This is a genomic window from Collinsella sp. AM28-11LB (genome assembly GCF_003469895.1).
In the GTDB taxonomy this organism is placed as follows: domain Bacteria; phylum Actinomycetota; class Coriobacteriia; order Coriobacteriales; family Coriobacteriaceae; genus Collinsella.
Window position 1 is genome coordinate 15,635 of sequence record NZ_QSKJ01000012.1, and the last position, 14,199, is coordinate 29,833.

17 protein-coding genes are annotated in these 14,199 nt (G+C 59.6%); 4 read left to right on the forward strand and 13 right to left on the reverse strand.

The features are described 5' to 3' along the window. The first annotated feature begins 137 nt into the window (after positions 1-137). Positions 138-968 carry a bifunctional hydroxymethylpyrimidine kinase/phosphomethylpyrimidine kinase gene (gene thiD / locus DW732_RS08605; protein ID WP_117794778.1) on the forward strand — a complete coding sequence of 277 codons (831 nt, stop codon included), beginning with the start codon at positions 138-140 and terminating at the stop codon, positions 966-968. Positions 969-1,029: 61 nt separating this feature from the next. Here the strand turns inward: thiD and DW732_RS08610 are convergent, their stop codons facing one another. The 5 genes from DW732_RS08610 to DW732_RS08630 all read right to left on the reverse strand — a co-directional run bounded on the left by DW732_RS08610 (position 1,030) and on the right by DW732_RS08630 (position 4,811). Next, on the reverse strand, positions 1,030-1,635 hold the full coding sequence (locus DW732_RS08610) for a pentapeptide repeat-containing protein (protein ID WP_233505133.1): 606 nt from the start codon (positions 1,633-1,635) through the stop codon (positions 1,030-1,032). A gap of 85 nt (positions 1,636-1,720) precedes the next feature. Next, entirely contained in the window at positions 1,721-2,380 is a 660-nt protein-coding gene (locus tag DW732_RS08615) for an SGNH/GDSL hydrolase family protein (protein ID WP_158550217.1), read from the reverse strand. A gap of 75 nt (positions 2,381-2,455) precedes the next feature. Beyond that, positions 2,456-3,592 (reverse strand): TIGR02452 family protein, encoded by a 1,137-nt coding sequence (locus DW732_RS08620; RefSeq protein WP_118099306.1) that lies wholly within the window; start codon positions 3,590-3,592, stop codon positions 2,456-2,458. Positions 3,593-3,729: 137 nt separating this feature from the next. Further along, the gene (locus tag DW732_RS08625; protein WP_118099307.1) at positions 3,730-4,425 is read right to left on the reverse strand and encodes a Bax inhibitor-1 family protein; all 696 of its coding nucleotides are present in this window, start codon (positions 4,423-4,425) and stop codon (positions 3,730-3,732) included. Positions 4,426-4,508: 83 nt separating this feature from the next. Next, positions 4,509-4,811, reverse strand: a complete 303-nt coding sequence (locus tag DW732_RS08630; RefSeq protein ID WP_117762849.1) for a hypothetical protein — start codon at positions 4,809-4,811, stop codon at positions 4,509-4,511. A gap of 285 nt (positions 4,812-5,096) precedes the next feature. On the opposite strand from DW732_RS08630, the gene DW732_RS08635 reads away from it, so the two are divergent. The 3 genes from DW732_RS08635 to DW732_RS08645 all read left to right on the forward strand — a co-directional run bounded on the left by DW732_RS08635 (position 5,097) and on the right by DW732_RS08645 (position 7,737). Further along, positions 5,097-6,146 (forward strand): inorganic phosphate transporter, encoded by a 1,050-nt coding sequence (locus DW732_RS08635; RefSeq protein ID WP_117734962.1) that lies wholly within the window; start codon positions 5,097-5,099, stop codon positions 6,144-6,146. 67 nt (positions 6,147-6,213) lie between these two features. Next, entirely contained in the window at positions 6,214-6,837 is a 624-nt protein-coding gene (locus DW732_RS08640) for a DUF47 domain-containing protein (RefSeq protein ID WP_117734961.1), read from the forward strand. A gap of 369 nt (positions 6,838-7,206) precedes the next feature. Next, positions 7,207-7,737 carry a nitroreductase family protein gene (locus DW732_RS08645; protein WP_118099319.1) on the forward strand — a complete coding sequence of 177 codons (531 nt, stop codon included), beginning with the start codon at positions 7,207-7,209 and terminating at the stop codon, positions 7,735-7,737. A 176-nt stretch (positions 7,738-7,913) separates the two neighbouring features. Here the strand turns inward: DW732_RS08645 and DW732_RS08650 are convergent, their stop codons facing one another. The 8 genes from DW732_RS08650 to pstC form a co-directional block, all read right to left on the reverse strand. Next, positions 7,914-8,588: a DivIVA domain-containing protein gene (locus DW732_RS08650; protein WP_117734960.1), complete on the reverse strand. Its 675-nt coding sequence runs from the start codon at positions 8,586-8,588 to the stop codon at positions 7,914-7,916. A gap of 61 nt (positions 8,589-8,649) precedes the next feature. Further along, a complete protein-coding gene (locus DW732_RS08655) occupies positions 8,650-8,937 on the reverse strand; it encodes a YggT family protein (RefSeq protein ID WP_369832059.1) in 288 nt (95 codons plus the stop codon). A gap of 15 nt (positions 8,938-8,952) precedes the next feature. Next, positions 8,953-9,678: a cell division protein SepF gene (locus DW732_RS08660; RefSeq protein ID WP_117734958.1), complete on the reverse strand. Its 726-nt coding sequence runs from the start codon at positions 9,676-9,678 to the stop codon at positions 8,953-8,955. Between the two features lie 60 nt (positions 9,679-9,738). Continuing rightward, positions 9,739-10,476, reverse strand: coding sequence for a YggS family pyridoxal phosphate-dependent enzyme (locus tag DW732_RS08665; RefSeq protein ID WP_118099308.1), 738 nt, complete (start codon positions 10,474-10,476; stop codon positions 9,739-9,741). Between the two features lie 120 nt (positions 10,477-10,596). Then, positions 10,597-11,454 (reverse strand): PhoU domain-containing protein, encoded by an 858-nt coding sequence (locus tag DW732_RS08670; RefSeq protein ID WP_118099309.1) that lies wholly within the window; start codon positions 11,452-11,454, stop codon positions 10,597-10,599. Positions 11,455-11,546: 92 nt separating this feature from the next. After that, on the reverse strand, positions 11,547-12,350 hold the full coding sequence (gene pstB, locus DW732_RS10000; RefSeq protein WP_117647229.1) for a phosphate ABC transporter ATP-binding protein PstB: 804 nt from the start codon (positions 12,348-12,350) through the stop codon (positions 11,547-11,549). 12 nt (positions 12,351-12,362) lie between these two features. Next, the gene (pstA, locus tag DW732_RS10005; protein ID WP_199569782.1) at positions 12,363-13,268 is read right to left on the reverse strand and encodes a phosphate ABC transporter permease PstA; all 906 of its coding nucleotides are present in this window, start codon (positions 13,266-13,268) and stop codon (positions 12,363-12,365) included. 3 nt (positions 13,269-13,271) lie between these two features. After that, on the reverse strand, positions 13,272-14,198 hold the full coding sequence (pstC, locus tag DW732_RS08680; protein WP_118099310.1) for a phosphate ABC transporter permease subunit PstC: 927 nt from the start codon (positions 14,196-14,198) through the stop codon (positions 13,272-13,274). Between the last annotated feature and the right edge of the window lies 1 nt (position 14,199).

Sequence of the window (14,199 nt, forward strand, 5' to 3'; positions counted from 1 at the left end):
TTGTTGACGTGTGAACATTTGCTTACATTTGCGTAAAGATTGCATCGCCCGCCCGGGTTCGACATAGAGTCGGCCCGGGCATCTTTATAATGCTGGCTTAAAGACCCATTTGATTCCGACCGAACAAGGGAGCGAACATGGATCGCAGCAAGGTACCTGCCGTCCTGTCCATCGCAGGATCCGATTCCAGCGGTGGCGCCGGCATTCAAGCCGACATCAAGACCATTACGGCGCACCGTCTGTATGCCGAGACGACCATCACCGCTATCACGGCGCAAAACACCCTGGGCATCACCGCCGTGCAGAATATCTCGCCAGATATCGTCGCCGCGCAGATCGACGCCGTCTTTGACGACATCCGCCCGAGCGCCGTCAAGATCGGCATGGTTTCTTCTGTCGAGATTATCGAAGTCATCGCCGACCGCTTGAGCTCCTGGAACGCAACGAACGTGGTCGTGGACCCCGTCATGGTAGCCACCTCGGGCGCTCGACTCATTGCCGAGGATGCGGCCGAGGCGCTCACGCGTCGCCTGTTCCCGTTGGCGACCGTCATCACGCCCAATATCCCCGAGGCCATGGCACTGCTCGACTACGAGGTCGATTCCGAGCGCACGCAGCAAAATGCCGCCATGCTCCTCACCCGCCGCTTTGGATGCGCGTCTTTGGTTAAAGGCGGACATCTTGTCAACGAGGCCAACGACGTGCTGGCGGAGCCCGCGCCGCTCGATGACGAGGGCAACCACCTGGGCGATCCGCTCACCACATGGTTCCGTCACAAGCGCATCGAGACCGGCAACACGCATGGCACCGGCTGCACGCTCTCGTCCGCTATCGCCTGCGCGCTGGCCCAGGGCATGGATCTTGCCGACGCCGTCAACGCCGGCAAGGCCTACCTAACGGGCGCCCTCGCCGCCGGCTTTGACATGGGCAAAGGTTCCGGCCCCGTCAACCACATGTGGAATTACTAGCCCTGCAGCAAAACCACCACAAAGGGGACAGGCACCTTTGTGGTGGTTTTTCTTTTACCACTTAATCGTCTGCGAGTTGGATGCCGAGCAAGCCCGAAAGCGCGAGCGCCTGTTCGGCATTGACTGTCAGGCCTCGCAACTCACGGTAGTCGCCCGAAACAACGGGAGCCTCAAACGTGCAGCGCGATACATCAACACCACACAGCGGTGTCTTGAACACATCAACTCGTGTCAGGTCGCAGCTATCCAGCCGCAGCTGCCCCAGCTTGGCCCCCTGGAGCGCCGCCTCGGTCAGGCGCACATCGCACGCCGTGATGGGGCCAATGCGTCCCTCCGAAAGGTTCGCGTAGCTCAGGTCGCATGATGCAAACGAAACGTTCGACAGGCGCGCCTTGACCAAGTTGAGCCCCGGCGCCGAGCAATCAACAAAGTCGCATCGGTTGAGCCAGCAGCCTTCCATATTGCAGCGGATAAAGCGACAACCGCGAAATACGACGTCACGAAACGTCGAACCACTCCAGTCGACGCCATCGAATACGCAGGAGCGGAACACGATGCCGTCAAAGGTCGCACCGTTCGCCACGTCATAGGCGAGCTCCAGCTCCTCAAAAGCGGTATTTGAGACAAGCTCATCCCCCTCGGCAAACAGGTCAATGAGCTCATCCATGCCCATGTGGCAGCCAAGCCGCTCGTTTACCCGGGCAAAACCACCACAAAAGTGCCTGTCCCCTTTGTGGTGGTTTGGGGCTGCGCTACTCACCGAGCATCTCTTGGAGCTTGGCTGCCACGGCATGTCCCAAGCTCTCGTGGCTTTCGGGCATCATATGCAGATAGTCGATATCGCCCGGCTCGGCAAAGTCGGCGGCATTCAAAAAGTCGCAGCCAAGCTGCTCGGCTACGTGCGCGTAGTACTCGGCAAAATGCTCCGAGGCCTCGACGGAATGCTCGTCAAAATCGGTCATATACACATCGGCGATTTGCGGCTTGATCTTGATGGGAGCCATCAGCAGAATGCGCGGACAAGGCGCAGCGTCGGTCCACGAAAACGCGCGGACGGCGCGAATCAGCGCCATGGCGCCACGGGCTATATCGGAAGCCGTCACGTTAAAGACCGTCTTACAGTCGTTGGTGCCCAGCATGATCACAATGGCGTCCAGCGGCTTATGGGCCTCGAGCAGCATCGGAAGCGCGCGAATGCCGTTGAGGTTAGTGTCCAGGTGGCACATATCGTCGCGCACCGTCGTACGGCCGTTGAGCCCCTCCTCAATCACATGCCAGCCCTCGCCCAGGTCACGCTGCGCCACGCCGCACCAGCGCACATCCTGCGCATAGCGCACCGCGGTGCCGTCGCGCATACCAGCCGGATCGTAACCATAGGTGTTGCTGTCGCCAAAGCATAGAACGTTTTTCATCGTAAGCTCCCCACTCAATAAAAAGCCGACGGGAGCAGCCCCCGTCGGCTCGGCATGTCGCATCACGCGCACAGTTTACAAGTATTTGCGCCAGTCGTCGTCATCCTCATCGTCCTCGGCAGCGGCCCGAGCCTGCTCGGCGGCACGGGCGGCCGCAGCGCGGGCGGCAACCTGGGCATAGGACTCCTCGTTGCGCTCGGGGAAGTTTGCCAACACGTGCTCGAACTTGGCGAAGTCCTCGTCCCAGCGCGTAGAGGGCACAGCAAAGAAGACCTGCTTGACCTTGAAGTCGCCCGATGCGAGCTCCTTGCGGAAGAGCTCAGCCACGGCCTCGGCGTCAAAGCCGTTGTTGTCGCAGCCCCAAGCGCCCAGTACGAGCTTCTCGCGACCCAGCTCGTCGCAGATGGCGAGCACAAAGCGGATACGGTCGCGCAGCGCGTCCAGCAGCGCATCGTCGCTCACGCGGTACTCCTGGCGTGCGCGCTTGGCATTGGGCGCGGCGGCCACGATCACATCGGCATACGCATGCACATGGTTGCGGTCAAAACGCACCGCAGGCACTACCAGCGCACGGTTGCGGTAGAGCTCGCAGTTGATATTGCGGCGACGGTTCTCGCCATACCACTTGCGCTGCTTGTCGAGCACGTTGTACAGATACGAATCGGCGCAGAGCGTAGCCTCCTGGCCCAGATAGCCCTGGATGTAGCCGCCACCCGGGTTGGTGAACGAGGCAAAGGCGAGCACTGCCATGTCGCAGAACTGCGCATAGCCGCGGCCGTTGTCCAGAATGGCCTGCGTGGCGGAGGCATCAAGCACGGTGACCTCGGGCAGAGTCGGAGCGGGCTCCTCGGTAGGCGCGGACTCGGTCTCTGCGGGTTCCTCGGCAGGCGCAGACTCGTCCGTGACCTCGGTCTCGACGGACGCAACCTCAGCGGCCTCGACCTCGGCAGCGTCAGCCTCCACAACCCCGGCAACCTGCTCCTCGGCAGCCGCAGCCGCCTGGGCCTTGGCCTTCATCGCCGCGACAAAACCGGCAGGCATACCGTCGAATTCGCGCACGCCGGCAAGCGAGCGCTCGATATCCTTGGCACACGCCTCGGACACAGTTGCCACGTGACGCTCGGCGGCCTTGGCACGGGCCTCGCGCTTGGGGTTGGGCTGCCCTGCGCGGCCGGTCCTGCGGTTACGGTTCCTGTTGTCGACGTCTGCCATAAGTGGTCACCTTTCCTGTCGCTGCCGTTATCGGCTTTTCCCATCCATGATACCCCGCCGCGTACAAAAAAGACGGCCCCGAAGGACCGCCTTTCGCATTGATTTACGCGCGCGGCAAGCACCGCTGCAACTCGCCGCTAGTCGCGACGACCAAGGATATTCAGGATGCGCAGGAACACGTTGATGATATCCACGAACAGGTTGGACGCCATGAGCACGGCGTTGGGCAGCGTGGGCGGCACCGTCGTGGCCACATAGGTGTCATAGCCAATAAAACCGGCGAACACCACGATTACGATCAGGTCGGTAATAGACTGCAAAACACCCATAAACATCAGCACGATCTCGACCAGGATCGTGGCAAGCAGAACGCCAAAACCGATGCCGTACACGCGCTGGAAGAACTTGGGGAAAGTCACGCCCAGCGCGCCAAAGACAAAGGTGATGGCGGCGGTGGCGATAAAGGCGGTGTTGATGGTGGGCAGGTCGTAGTTGGCAAGGCCAAACGACGCGGTCAGGCCAAAGGTGCTCGCAAAGATCACGTAACCCGTGAGCGACAGGCCCACAGACTGCTTGCCCGCGGCAGCCGACATCATGACAATGCCGACGATGGTCAAAATAAACGAGCCAAAGACCAGCGGCAAAGCGGCGCCGCTCATCATCATGCGGGCAAACGCCATGGTGCTCGTAAAGTAGGCGCCGGCACCCATGGCGCAAAAGCCCAAAAAGATCAGGGCGGACATGACAAGGTTGTACGCACGCGGCGACATCTCCTTGGCACGGCTTGCACCGGTCTCGATGGGGCCGTTCTGATAGCCCTGGATATCATTCATGCTTTCGTCCTTTCAGATAGCGCCGCGACAGCAACGCCTTAAGCGACAAGATTCCTGCCATTGTACCCGAATGCCGCGCCCTCTTACCTGCGGCGCTCACCCTCGAGCGTGCGGTCAAACGCCCAGACCCACCAACGCATCACGTGGGTCTGCGAGCCGTCCGGCCGTTCGTGCGCCTGGTCCTCCAGATACAACTCGGTCGCATGACCGCCAAAACGAACCTTATAGGTTGCCGTACGAATGCCGTGAACCGTCAGGCCAAACCCAGTGGTCGAGACAATCTCGTCAATCGTAAAGCAGCGACCGTCAACCCAGCAGACGGTGACCGGCACGACTTGTCCGCCCGCGAGGATGCGAGCCACGACGTCCACATACTGCTTGTGCACGCGCCGAGTTTTGCCATCTGTCTGTCGATATTCCATGCCCCTATTATCGAACGCATGTTTGCATATTGTAAAGCGAACAGGCTGTGGTTTTGGCGTGTCGGACCGCATGCGCACGTCCGCACGACGTGTTAGCAAAAAGAACACCGGAGGTCAACAGGGCTAATATTCAATTTTAGTACCCAATAATTCACTTCTCCCATCAGAACTCGGTAAAGAAACCCGCAGGAGGTGATACGATTTATCATGTTTTTGTAACGTGTCTGCAAACTTCGAGAAAGCCCATATATGGACGTAACGTTCTCAACCTTCCTCGGCCAGCTTGTGTCGAACCCAGTCCTTGCCGTCACCGTGATTCTCGCGCTCGGCGCCATCTTCGTCAACGGATGGACCGACGCGCCCAACGCCATCGCGACCTGCGTCACTACGCGTTGCATGCCCGCCCGCGCTGCCATTCTCATGAGCGCCGCATTCAACTTCCTCGGCGTGCTCATCATGACGCACTTTAACGCGAGCGTCGCCAACACCATCTCACATATCGTCGACTTTGGCGGAAATAGCACCATGGCGCTCGCGTGCCTGTGCGCGGCGCTGTTCTCCATCGTCGTCTACGGCGCCACAGCGTCGCGTTTTGGCATCCCCACCTCGCAAAGCCACAGCCTTATCGCCGGCCTGACCGGTGCCGCTATCGCCCTCGGCGGCGCGAGCAGCGTCAACGTCCACGAGTGGATGAAGGTCATCTACGGCCTGGCGCTCTCCATCGGCCTGGGCTTTGTCATGGGCTGGGTCCTGTGCAAGCTCGTCTCGATTCTTTTTGCCGCCGCCAACAGGCGACGTGCCAACGTCTTCTTTAAATACGCTCAGATCGCGAGTGCCGCGGCCATGAGCTTCATGCACGGCGCGCAGGATGGACAGAAGTTCATCGGCGTGCTCTTTTTAGGCGTGGCCTTCGCCAACGGCCAGACGAGCGTCGGCGATGCCGGCATCCCCATCTGGATTATGCTGCTGTGCTCGGCCACTATGGGTATCGGCACCAGCGTGGGCGGCGAGCGCATCATCAAGTCCGTCGGCCAGAGCATGGTTAAGCTCGAGAAGTATCAGGGTTTCTCTGCCGACCTCGCGGGCGCCGCGAACCTGCTACTTGCCACCCTTACCGGCATCCCCGTGTCATCCACGCACATCAAAACCTGCGCCATCATGGGCGTCGGCGCCGTCAAGCGCCTCTCAGCCATCAACTTCGGCGTCGTCAAGGACATGATGTTCACCTGGTTCTTCACCTTCCCCGCTTGCGGACTCATCAGCTTTTTCATGGCCAAGCTGTTCATGATGTTCCTCTAGTCAAACCGAGTGTCCATCCGGACCGCAACACTTCGCCTACCCGTCTTCGCCTCGAAAGGACCCACCCATGGCAAAGAAACCCAATTCGTTCTACTTTGACAACTACGTCGCCTGCGCCGACCTCGCCGTCCAGGCCGCCGAGCTGCTTACCCAGATTTTTGAGAACTTCGATCCCGCGAAGATTCACGATATGCTCGAGGAGATGCATGCCATTGAGCATGCGGCAGACAAGAAGCACCACGAGCTTGAAGACGCCCTGCTCACCGCCTTTATCACCCCGCTCGAGCGCGAGGATCTGAATTTGATGAGCTGCTCACTCGACACCGTGCTCGACCGCATCGAGGGCGTCGTGCAGCGCGTCTACTTCACCAACATTCAGAGCATCCATCCCGACGCCATCGTCATCGCCCACAAGGTGACCGACGCTTGCCGCGCCATGAAGGACCTGATGGTCGAGCTGCCCAACTACCGCAAGTCCAAAACGCTGCGCGAACTGGTCATCCAGATCAACACCATCGAGTCCGAGGCCGACGAGCTCTACATCAACGCCATGCGCAACCTGCACGTCAACGGCAAGGACCCGCTCGAGGTCATCGCCTGGCGTGACGTATATGCCTTCCTGGAGTACTGCGCCGACTGCTGTGAGAATGTGGCCGATGTCGTGGATTCGATTGTCATGAAGAACAGTTAATTGGGGGTACGTGTCCCGGCGGCGAAGGCCCGACACCTATTTGCTTTCTCACTCCGGCTGCTTTGCAGAGTCGTTCGAAAGCGGTTAATTAGTGGTACCCGCCCCACCGGCGAAGGCCCGGCACCTATTTGCTTTCTCACTCCGGCTGCGTAGCAGAGTCGTTCGAAAGTAAATAGGTGTCGGGCCTTCGCCTTGCGTACCACCATTGGGAACCTCGGCTGATAGTTTGGATGCGATGGGGCTTTGGCTGATGCGGCCTTTTATGCCCGAATGGGTACTTTGGGGCTGTGTTGGGCGTTTGGCTGGATGGTGCTTTGGGTACCCTTTGGTTTACTTTGGATTGATTCGCTGACTTTGGAGGGTTTGGTTATGGGGTATTTGGATCTGGCTCGGGGTCGTTATTCTTGTCGTGAGTTTGAGACTCGGGCTGTGGAGCAGTCGGTGGTGGATGCTATTGTTGAAGCTGGACGGATTGCTCCTTCTGCTTGTAATAATCATCCTTCTCGTGTAATGGTGCTGGATACGCCCGAGCTGTTGGAGAAGGCTGCTGCTTGTCAGCCTCGGTTTGCTCGTGATGGGTCTATCTTTGGGGCTCCGCTTGTCTTCCTCATTTGCAGCGTTACCGATGATGCTTGGGTGCGCCCGTATGATCAGATGAATTCCAGTGAAATCGATACGTCCATCGTGTGTGATCAGATGATGATGGAGGCCACCGAGCAGGGCCTGGGAACGTGCTGGGTGTGCCATTTTAAGCCCGAGGTGGCCCGTGAGCAGTTCGACCTGCCCGAGGGTGTCTATCCCTATCACATGCTCGTCTGTGGCTATCCTGCCGACCATATCGCCGACCCCGAGCATCGAGAGGCCCGCACCATCCCCCTCTCCGACTTCCTCCTCAAGTAGATTTTTGGGACATGCCGCAAAACCTACCCTTGACCGCTCACCCGTTCACCGAGTTCTGCGCCACTATGTGCAGGGCTCGGTTTTTTATGTTGCGCACCCCTGCACACCCTGCACAGTCATAAAAAAGGACCCGCAAGCTGCGGGTCCTTTCTAGGCACTAAATTGTAGGCCGAATGTTAGTCCAGGTCGTCGGCAGCGAAGTTGTCGATCGGGGCGAAGGGATCGGCCACGGGGACAACCGGATCGGCGACGGGCAGCGGCTCGGCGGGAACAGTCACCGCAGGAGAAGCGGCAGAACCAACCGGCGTGGAGGCCATGAGGTCGGCCGGGAAGGAGTTCTGGGCGTCGTCCATAAAGTGCTGGATGAGCTTGAGGTACTCGGCCTTGAACTCCTCACGGGAAGCCTTCAGACGGTCGATTTCCTCGAGCTCGGCCTGCTTCTCGGTCAGAGCCTGGCGGATAACCTCGCGGGCCTTGGCGTCAGCCTCGTTGCGGATACGCTCAGCGTTCTCATTGGCATCGTTGACGATGGTCTCAGCGGTCTGCTGAGCAGCGATCAGGGCAGCGGAAATCTGGCGCTCCTGAGCGGAGAAGTCAGGGGCGGGAGCGGCCACGGGGGCGGCAGGGGCGGCCTGGGCGGCGGTATCCTGAGCCTGGGCAAGCTGAGCCTGTGCATCGGCAAGCTGCTGCTCAGTAGCAGTCAGACGGCCCTTAAGGTCGACGATCTTAGCGAGCATAGCGTCAACCTCGGAAGACAGCGTCTCCAAGAAGACGTCGACCTCGGCAGGATCGTAGCCACGCTTGGCCTCAGAGAAAGTCTGAGCCTGGATGTCTGCAGGGGTAATAGCCATAACAAGTCTCCTTTTTCATCGCCTCGGCGCTACACGCCCGACGTAAGTTACTAAGTCAGTTCTATACGAGTATACCTATAAGAAGCTGCAGAACCAGTCTCTGCACCAACTGCAACGCAATAATCGCAACGACCGGCGAAAAATCAACGCCGCCCATCGGCGGGATAAACCGACGAAAGAGGTTGAGCCACGGGCCGCAGACGCTATCGAGCACTGCAGCGATATCCTGCAGCAGGCCGCCCTGCTTCATGGGAATCCACGTCATAAAGCAATAGACCACGATGAGCGTGGAGTAGAAGTTGAACAGCGTGTTGACCAGCTGGACAATGGTGTAGATGTTGATGAGAATCTCCTCGTCTTGGGTTTACTTAAGGTAGCCGTCGGCACGAAGCTTCTTGAGGTCCGAATCCTTGACCTCGCAGCCGGCGGGCAGCACCATGAACACGCGATCGCCCACTTCTTTGACCGTAGCGCCCAGGCCACAGGCAAAGCCATAGCTAAAGTCCAGGACACGCTTGGCGACCTCGGTGCGAACGCCGACAAAAATCAGCGCGACGGGCTGTTTGGTACGCACACGACGGACAACGGTCTCAACGTCATCATAGCTCTCGGGACGCAGGACATAGGCAGGCAGCTGCGGCGTGGCGTTGATGATGTTGCTCGCATAGGCCGAGGCGTCGCTCGGCGCAGGGGCGGGCGCAGGCGCCGCGGCGCGAGCACGGGCGCTCTCGGCATAGCTCGACGGCGTGTCGTAGGCGCCGGGACGATAGCCACCGGTGACCGTATCCTGAGAACGCGACGGCGGATTGTACGTCGTTGCATGACGCGAGTCATCGCCGACCAGCTGACCGGAGCGCGTATACACGGCAACCGACTCAGCTTCACCGCGGCGCGTCTGGCCCAACAGGCCGTTGCTCGGCTCGTCCTGGGTATAGAAGCCCTCGCCCGAAGCACCACTGTAGCCGCCGCCCTGATAGCCGTCGTCGTAGCCGTCATCGTAGCCGTAGTCGTCATCCTGGCTATAGCCCTGGTCGTAACCCTGCTGGCCGCCCAGGTGCATCTTATTTTTAATCTCGTCAAGGAAGCCCATGGTTGTGTCCTCTCACGGTTTAGTGCAGGCGCTCTGTAAACCAGTGCGCACCTCAGAGCCCTATTTTACTGCAAACTCCGGGCTAAATACTACCCTGCCCAGGCGAACGAGCGTAGAGCCCTCCTCAAGGGCAGGCTCAAAGTCCTCGCTCATGCCGCAGGAAAGCTCAGGCAGGTTCAAATCGGGATGCGCTGCCTCCAGCTCATCCCTCAGCTCACGAAGCCCCGCAAAGGTGCGGCGTGCCACATCCTTATTCCCCCGGGGCGCCATAGTCATAAGCCCCTGCACGCAAATTCCCTCAAGCTCTGCAAGCTCACCCGCGGCGGCGCGAATCTCATCGGGCGAAAAACCGCCCTTGGACTCCTCGCCGCTCACGTTGACCTCAATCAGCACCTGCTGAGGAGCAACCAGCTCGCCCGCTTCGATCTTACGAGTCGCACGGCTCGAGATAGCCTGCGCCAGATGAAGCGACCCCACCGAATGGATTAGCTCGGCTGAGCCCAGCACCGCATTGATCTTGTTAGTCTGAAGGTTGCCGATCATATCGAAACGCACCTCGGGCAGCTCCGGATGCTCCGCCAGACCCGTAAGCTTGCGGACGAGCTCTTGCGGGCGGTTCTCGGCAAAATGGCGATACCCCGCCCGAATGGCCGCGATGGTCTCGTCGACGCCAACGGTCTTGGACACGGCAATCAAACGCGCGGCATCGTGGGGCCTCCCAGCGCGATCGAGCGCGGCATAAAAGCGCTCGAGTATCTGCTCGCGGCGAGCGCGCATCAAGTCAAAATAGTTATCCATGGCAAATCGCCTCCGCAGACAGCACAACAAGTAGTCCCATGCTAACGCAAGAGCGCGGCCCCGCATCCGCAAGGCCGCGCTCCCTCAGGTATTTACAATCTCTCAACGAGCGGAGCTACCCTACTCCTCGTCGTCCTCGCCATCGTCTTCATCCTCAAGATGATCCAGCAGGTAGCGCAGGCCCTCGCTAACCTCGTTAGCAGGCACTTTGGCAACATAGCGAGCATCGACGGCGGGCCTCATGATAACACCCTCGCCCGAAGGCACACGCATGCTCTCGAGCTCATCCTCATCAGTGCGGGCGATATCGCCGGCGTTCATACGCTGACCAGTCAACAGGAAGGTCAGACGGCAAGCGGCATCGATGGAAATCGAAGCGATGCGATCGAGGTAGCGTGAAACCATGATGGCACGACGCAGGTCGTCATAGTTGCTGTCGTCGTCCATAAAGTCGCCCGTATCCATACGGTTAAAGATGCGAAAGAACTTCTCGTAGGCAGCGTGCACTGGCTCGTCCTCGACGGCCAGGTTGCAGATGATGGACATGTCATTGGTGACGAGCGCAGAAAGCGAAGAGCCCAGCACCTGGTAGACGGCCTCAGCCTCGGCCTCGACCGTGCCGACAAGCTCCTTGGGCAGCGAGATGTCGGCCTTGATCATATGACGCGTGGCGCGGCAAATCTGACGGACCTTATCGGTCATGCGCTGCAGGTTAAAGTCAACATAGATGATCGTCTGAAGCAGGCGGAAGTCGGAGGCGACCGGTGACTGCGTGGCAATCAGGTTGTAGCAGACGGCCTCCAGGTTGGCGCAGCGTGCGTCAATCGAAAGCGTGCGCTTCTTGGTCTTGGTGGCGAGCTTGCGGTCGTCGGTCACATAGGCCTTTACGGCATCGTGGAGGGCCAGATCGACGGCCTCATAGATGCTCAGCATCTCGTGACGGGCCTCGATGAGCTGACGGGAAAACAGTTTGCGCATGGTTCACTCCAATCAGTTGGGTGCGGTCATGCCGCCCGCACAGTGAATACGCACCGGACTAGGTCCGATCGGCTTGGGACTAGTCGCACCGATCAGCCAAAGCGGCCGGTGATATAGTCTTCCGTACGCGAGTCCACCGGACTGGTGAAGATCGCGTCGGTTTGACCATACTCGATGAGCGTGGCGGGCTCGCCGGCAACTTCCTGCAAGAAGAATGCGGTGTAGTCGCTGATACGAGCTGCCTGCTGCATAGAATGCGTGACGATGATAATCGTCATCTCGGGCGCCAGCTCGGCCATCAGATCCTCGACCTTAGAGACGGACGTGGGGTCGATGGCGGAGCAGGGCTCGTCCATCAGAAGGACATCGGGTTGCACCGCAAGCACGCGGGCGATGCACAGACGCTGCTGCTGACCGCCCGAGAGCGCCAAACCATCCTTGTTGAGCTGATTGGATACCTCTTTCCAGAGGTTGGCGCGCTTGAGCGATTCTTCCACGATGTCATCGAGGTCGCTTTTGCTAGTCACGCCCTGCAAACGAGGGCCAAAGGCGACATTCTCGTAGATGGATTTGGGAAACGGGTTGGGCTGCTGAAAGATCATGCCCACGCGACGACGGAGGTCGACCGGGTCGACGCCCTCGGCATAGATATCATTGCCGTCGAGCGTCATGGTACCCTCGACGCGCGTACCCTCGATCAGGTCATTCATGCGGTTGATGCAGCGCAAAAACGTCGACTTGCCGCAGCCCGAAGGGCCAATGAAGGCGGTGATGGCGTTTTTTGCGATGTTGAGGTCGAGCCCCGTCAGCGCATGAAAGTCACCGTACCAAAAGTTGAAATCCTTGGCCGTGATGGCTGCTTGCTCCGGCGTGGGAGCGGACTGATAGACGGACATGGGACTCCTTAACTAGCGACGCTTGCGCGACAGGTAGCGCGCAAACAGGTTGAAGGCCAGAATAATCGCCATCAGCAAAAGCGCGGTGCCGTAGGCCGCGTTCATGTTGATGCCGTCGTTGGCAAGCAGGTACAGGTGAACCGTCATGGGGCGGCCGGAATCGAGCGGCGAAATAGGTAGATTGATGGCCTGGCCCATGGTGTAGAGCACCACGGCGGTCTCGCCGATGGCGCGGCCGATGGCAAGGACGATGCCGGTGGCAATGCGACCAAAGGCCGAAGGAAGTACGATCTTGGAGACGACCTGCCACTTGGTGGCGCCCAAGCCGTACGCGCCCCAACGGATATAGCGCGGAACGGCGCGAATGGCCTCTTCGGTGGTGCGCATGACGATAGGCAGCATCAGAAGCGCCAGCGCCAGAGCGGCAGAGACCATCGAAAGGCCCAGGCCCATGGCCTCGACAAACAAGGCGTAGCCAAACAGGCCCATAACGATGGAGGGCACCGACGCCAAAGCGTCAGCAGCGTAGCGTATGAGCTCGACGACCTTGCCCTGCTTGGCGTACTCGGCCAGATAGACGGCTGCCAGCACAGCGATCGGCGTGCAGATAAGCATGGCGAGCGCCGTCACGTAGACGGTCGAGACGATCGTGGGCCAAATGCCGCCCTCGGCGTTGACGCCCTGGGGCCAACCGAAGATAAAGTCGAACGAGATATGCGGCAGGCCGTTAATGACCACGTAGGCGATGATAGCGACCAGCACCAGCGTGGTGATGTATGCTGCGGCACGGAACACGCCGAGCATGATCTTGTTGGACAGGTCTTTGTTGATGCGACCCTTCCTGCCGTGGGAAAGGGCACGCTTGATGCGCTCGCGCGACGAGGTCGTATCGACCGTCGTGTCAACGGAATCGGACATAGCCTACCCCCTCTTCTTCTTGGAAATCAGGCGGACGATGCCCACCAGCGTGGCGGAGATGATAAACAGGACCACGCCCATGCCGAACAGCGCCGAGCGGTGCAGGCCCGAGGAATAGCTCATGTCGAGCGCGATCTGGCTCGTGAGCGTCGAGATGGGGCTCGCAATGCTGTCGGGAATAACCGGAGCGTTACCCACGACCATGAGCACGGCCATGGTCTCACCGATGGCACGGCCCATACCCAGCACGATGGCATCCACGATACCCAGCTTGGCGGCAGGTAGCACGACCTTATAAATGGTCTGCCACTTGGTGGCGCCCATGGCATACGATGCCTCGCGAATGCCCATGGGAATGGAATTGAGAGCGTCGATAGTGAGCGTGGTGATGGTAGGGACGATCATGATGGCAAGCACGAACCACGCCGTTAGCGCACCAAAACCAAGACCCCCGGTCAGTTGCGCGATAAACGGACGGATGATGATCATGCCAAAGAAACCGTAGATGATGGAGGGAATGCCCGCCAGCAGGTCGACGGCGGGGCTGATGAGTTTGCGCACGCGCTTGCTGGCGATCTCGACCAGATACACGGCCGTGCCCACGCCCAGGGGCACACCCATGGCGAGCGCACCGACAGTCACCAGACCTGAGCCGGCAAGCAGCGACATGATGCCATAGTGGCCCTCAGAGGGCGCCCACGTAAAGCTGAAGAAGTCCGCCAGACCGATGTCGGTAAAGACGGGCAGCGCCGAGTACGTGGTAAAGACAAAAATCAGGATGACGGTAACGACCGCCAAGAACGCGCAGGCAAAGAAGATCCACTGCAGCGCCTTCTCCTTGATATAGGTACTGCGCGATACGAGCGCCAGCTCGCGCTTCTTGGGCGCCTGAACATTCTGCTCAGTCTGGGAGTTTTCCTGTGCTTCCATG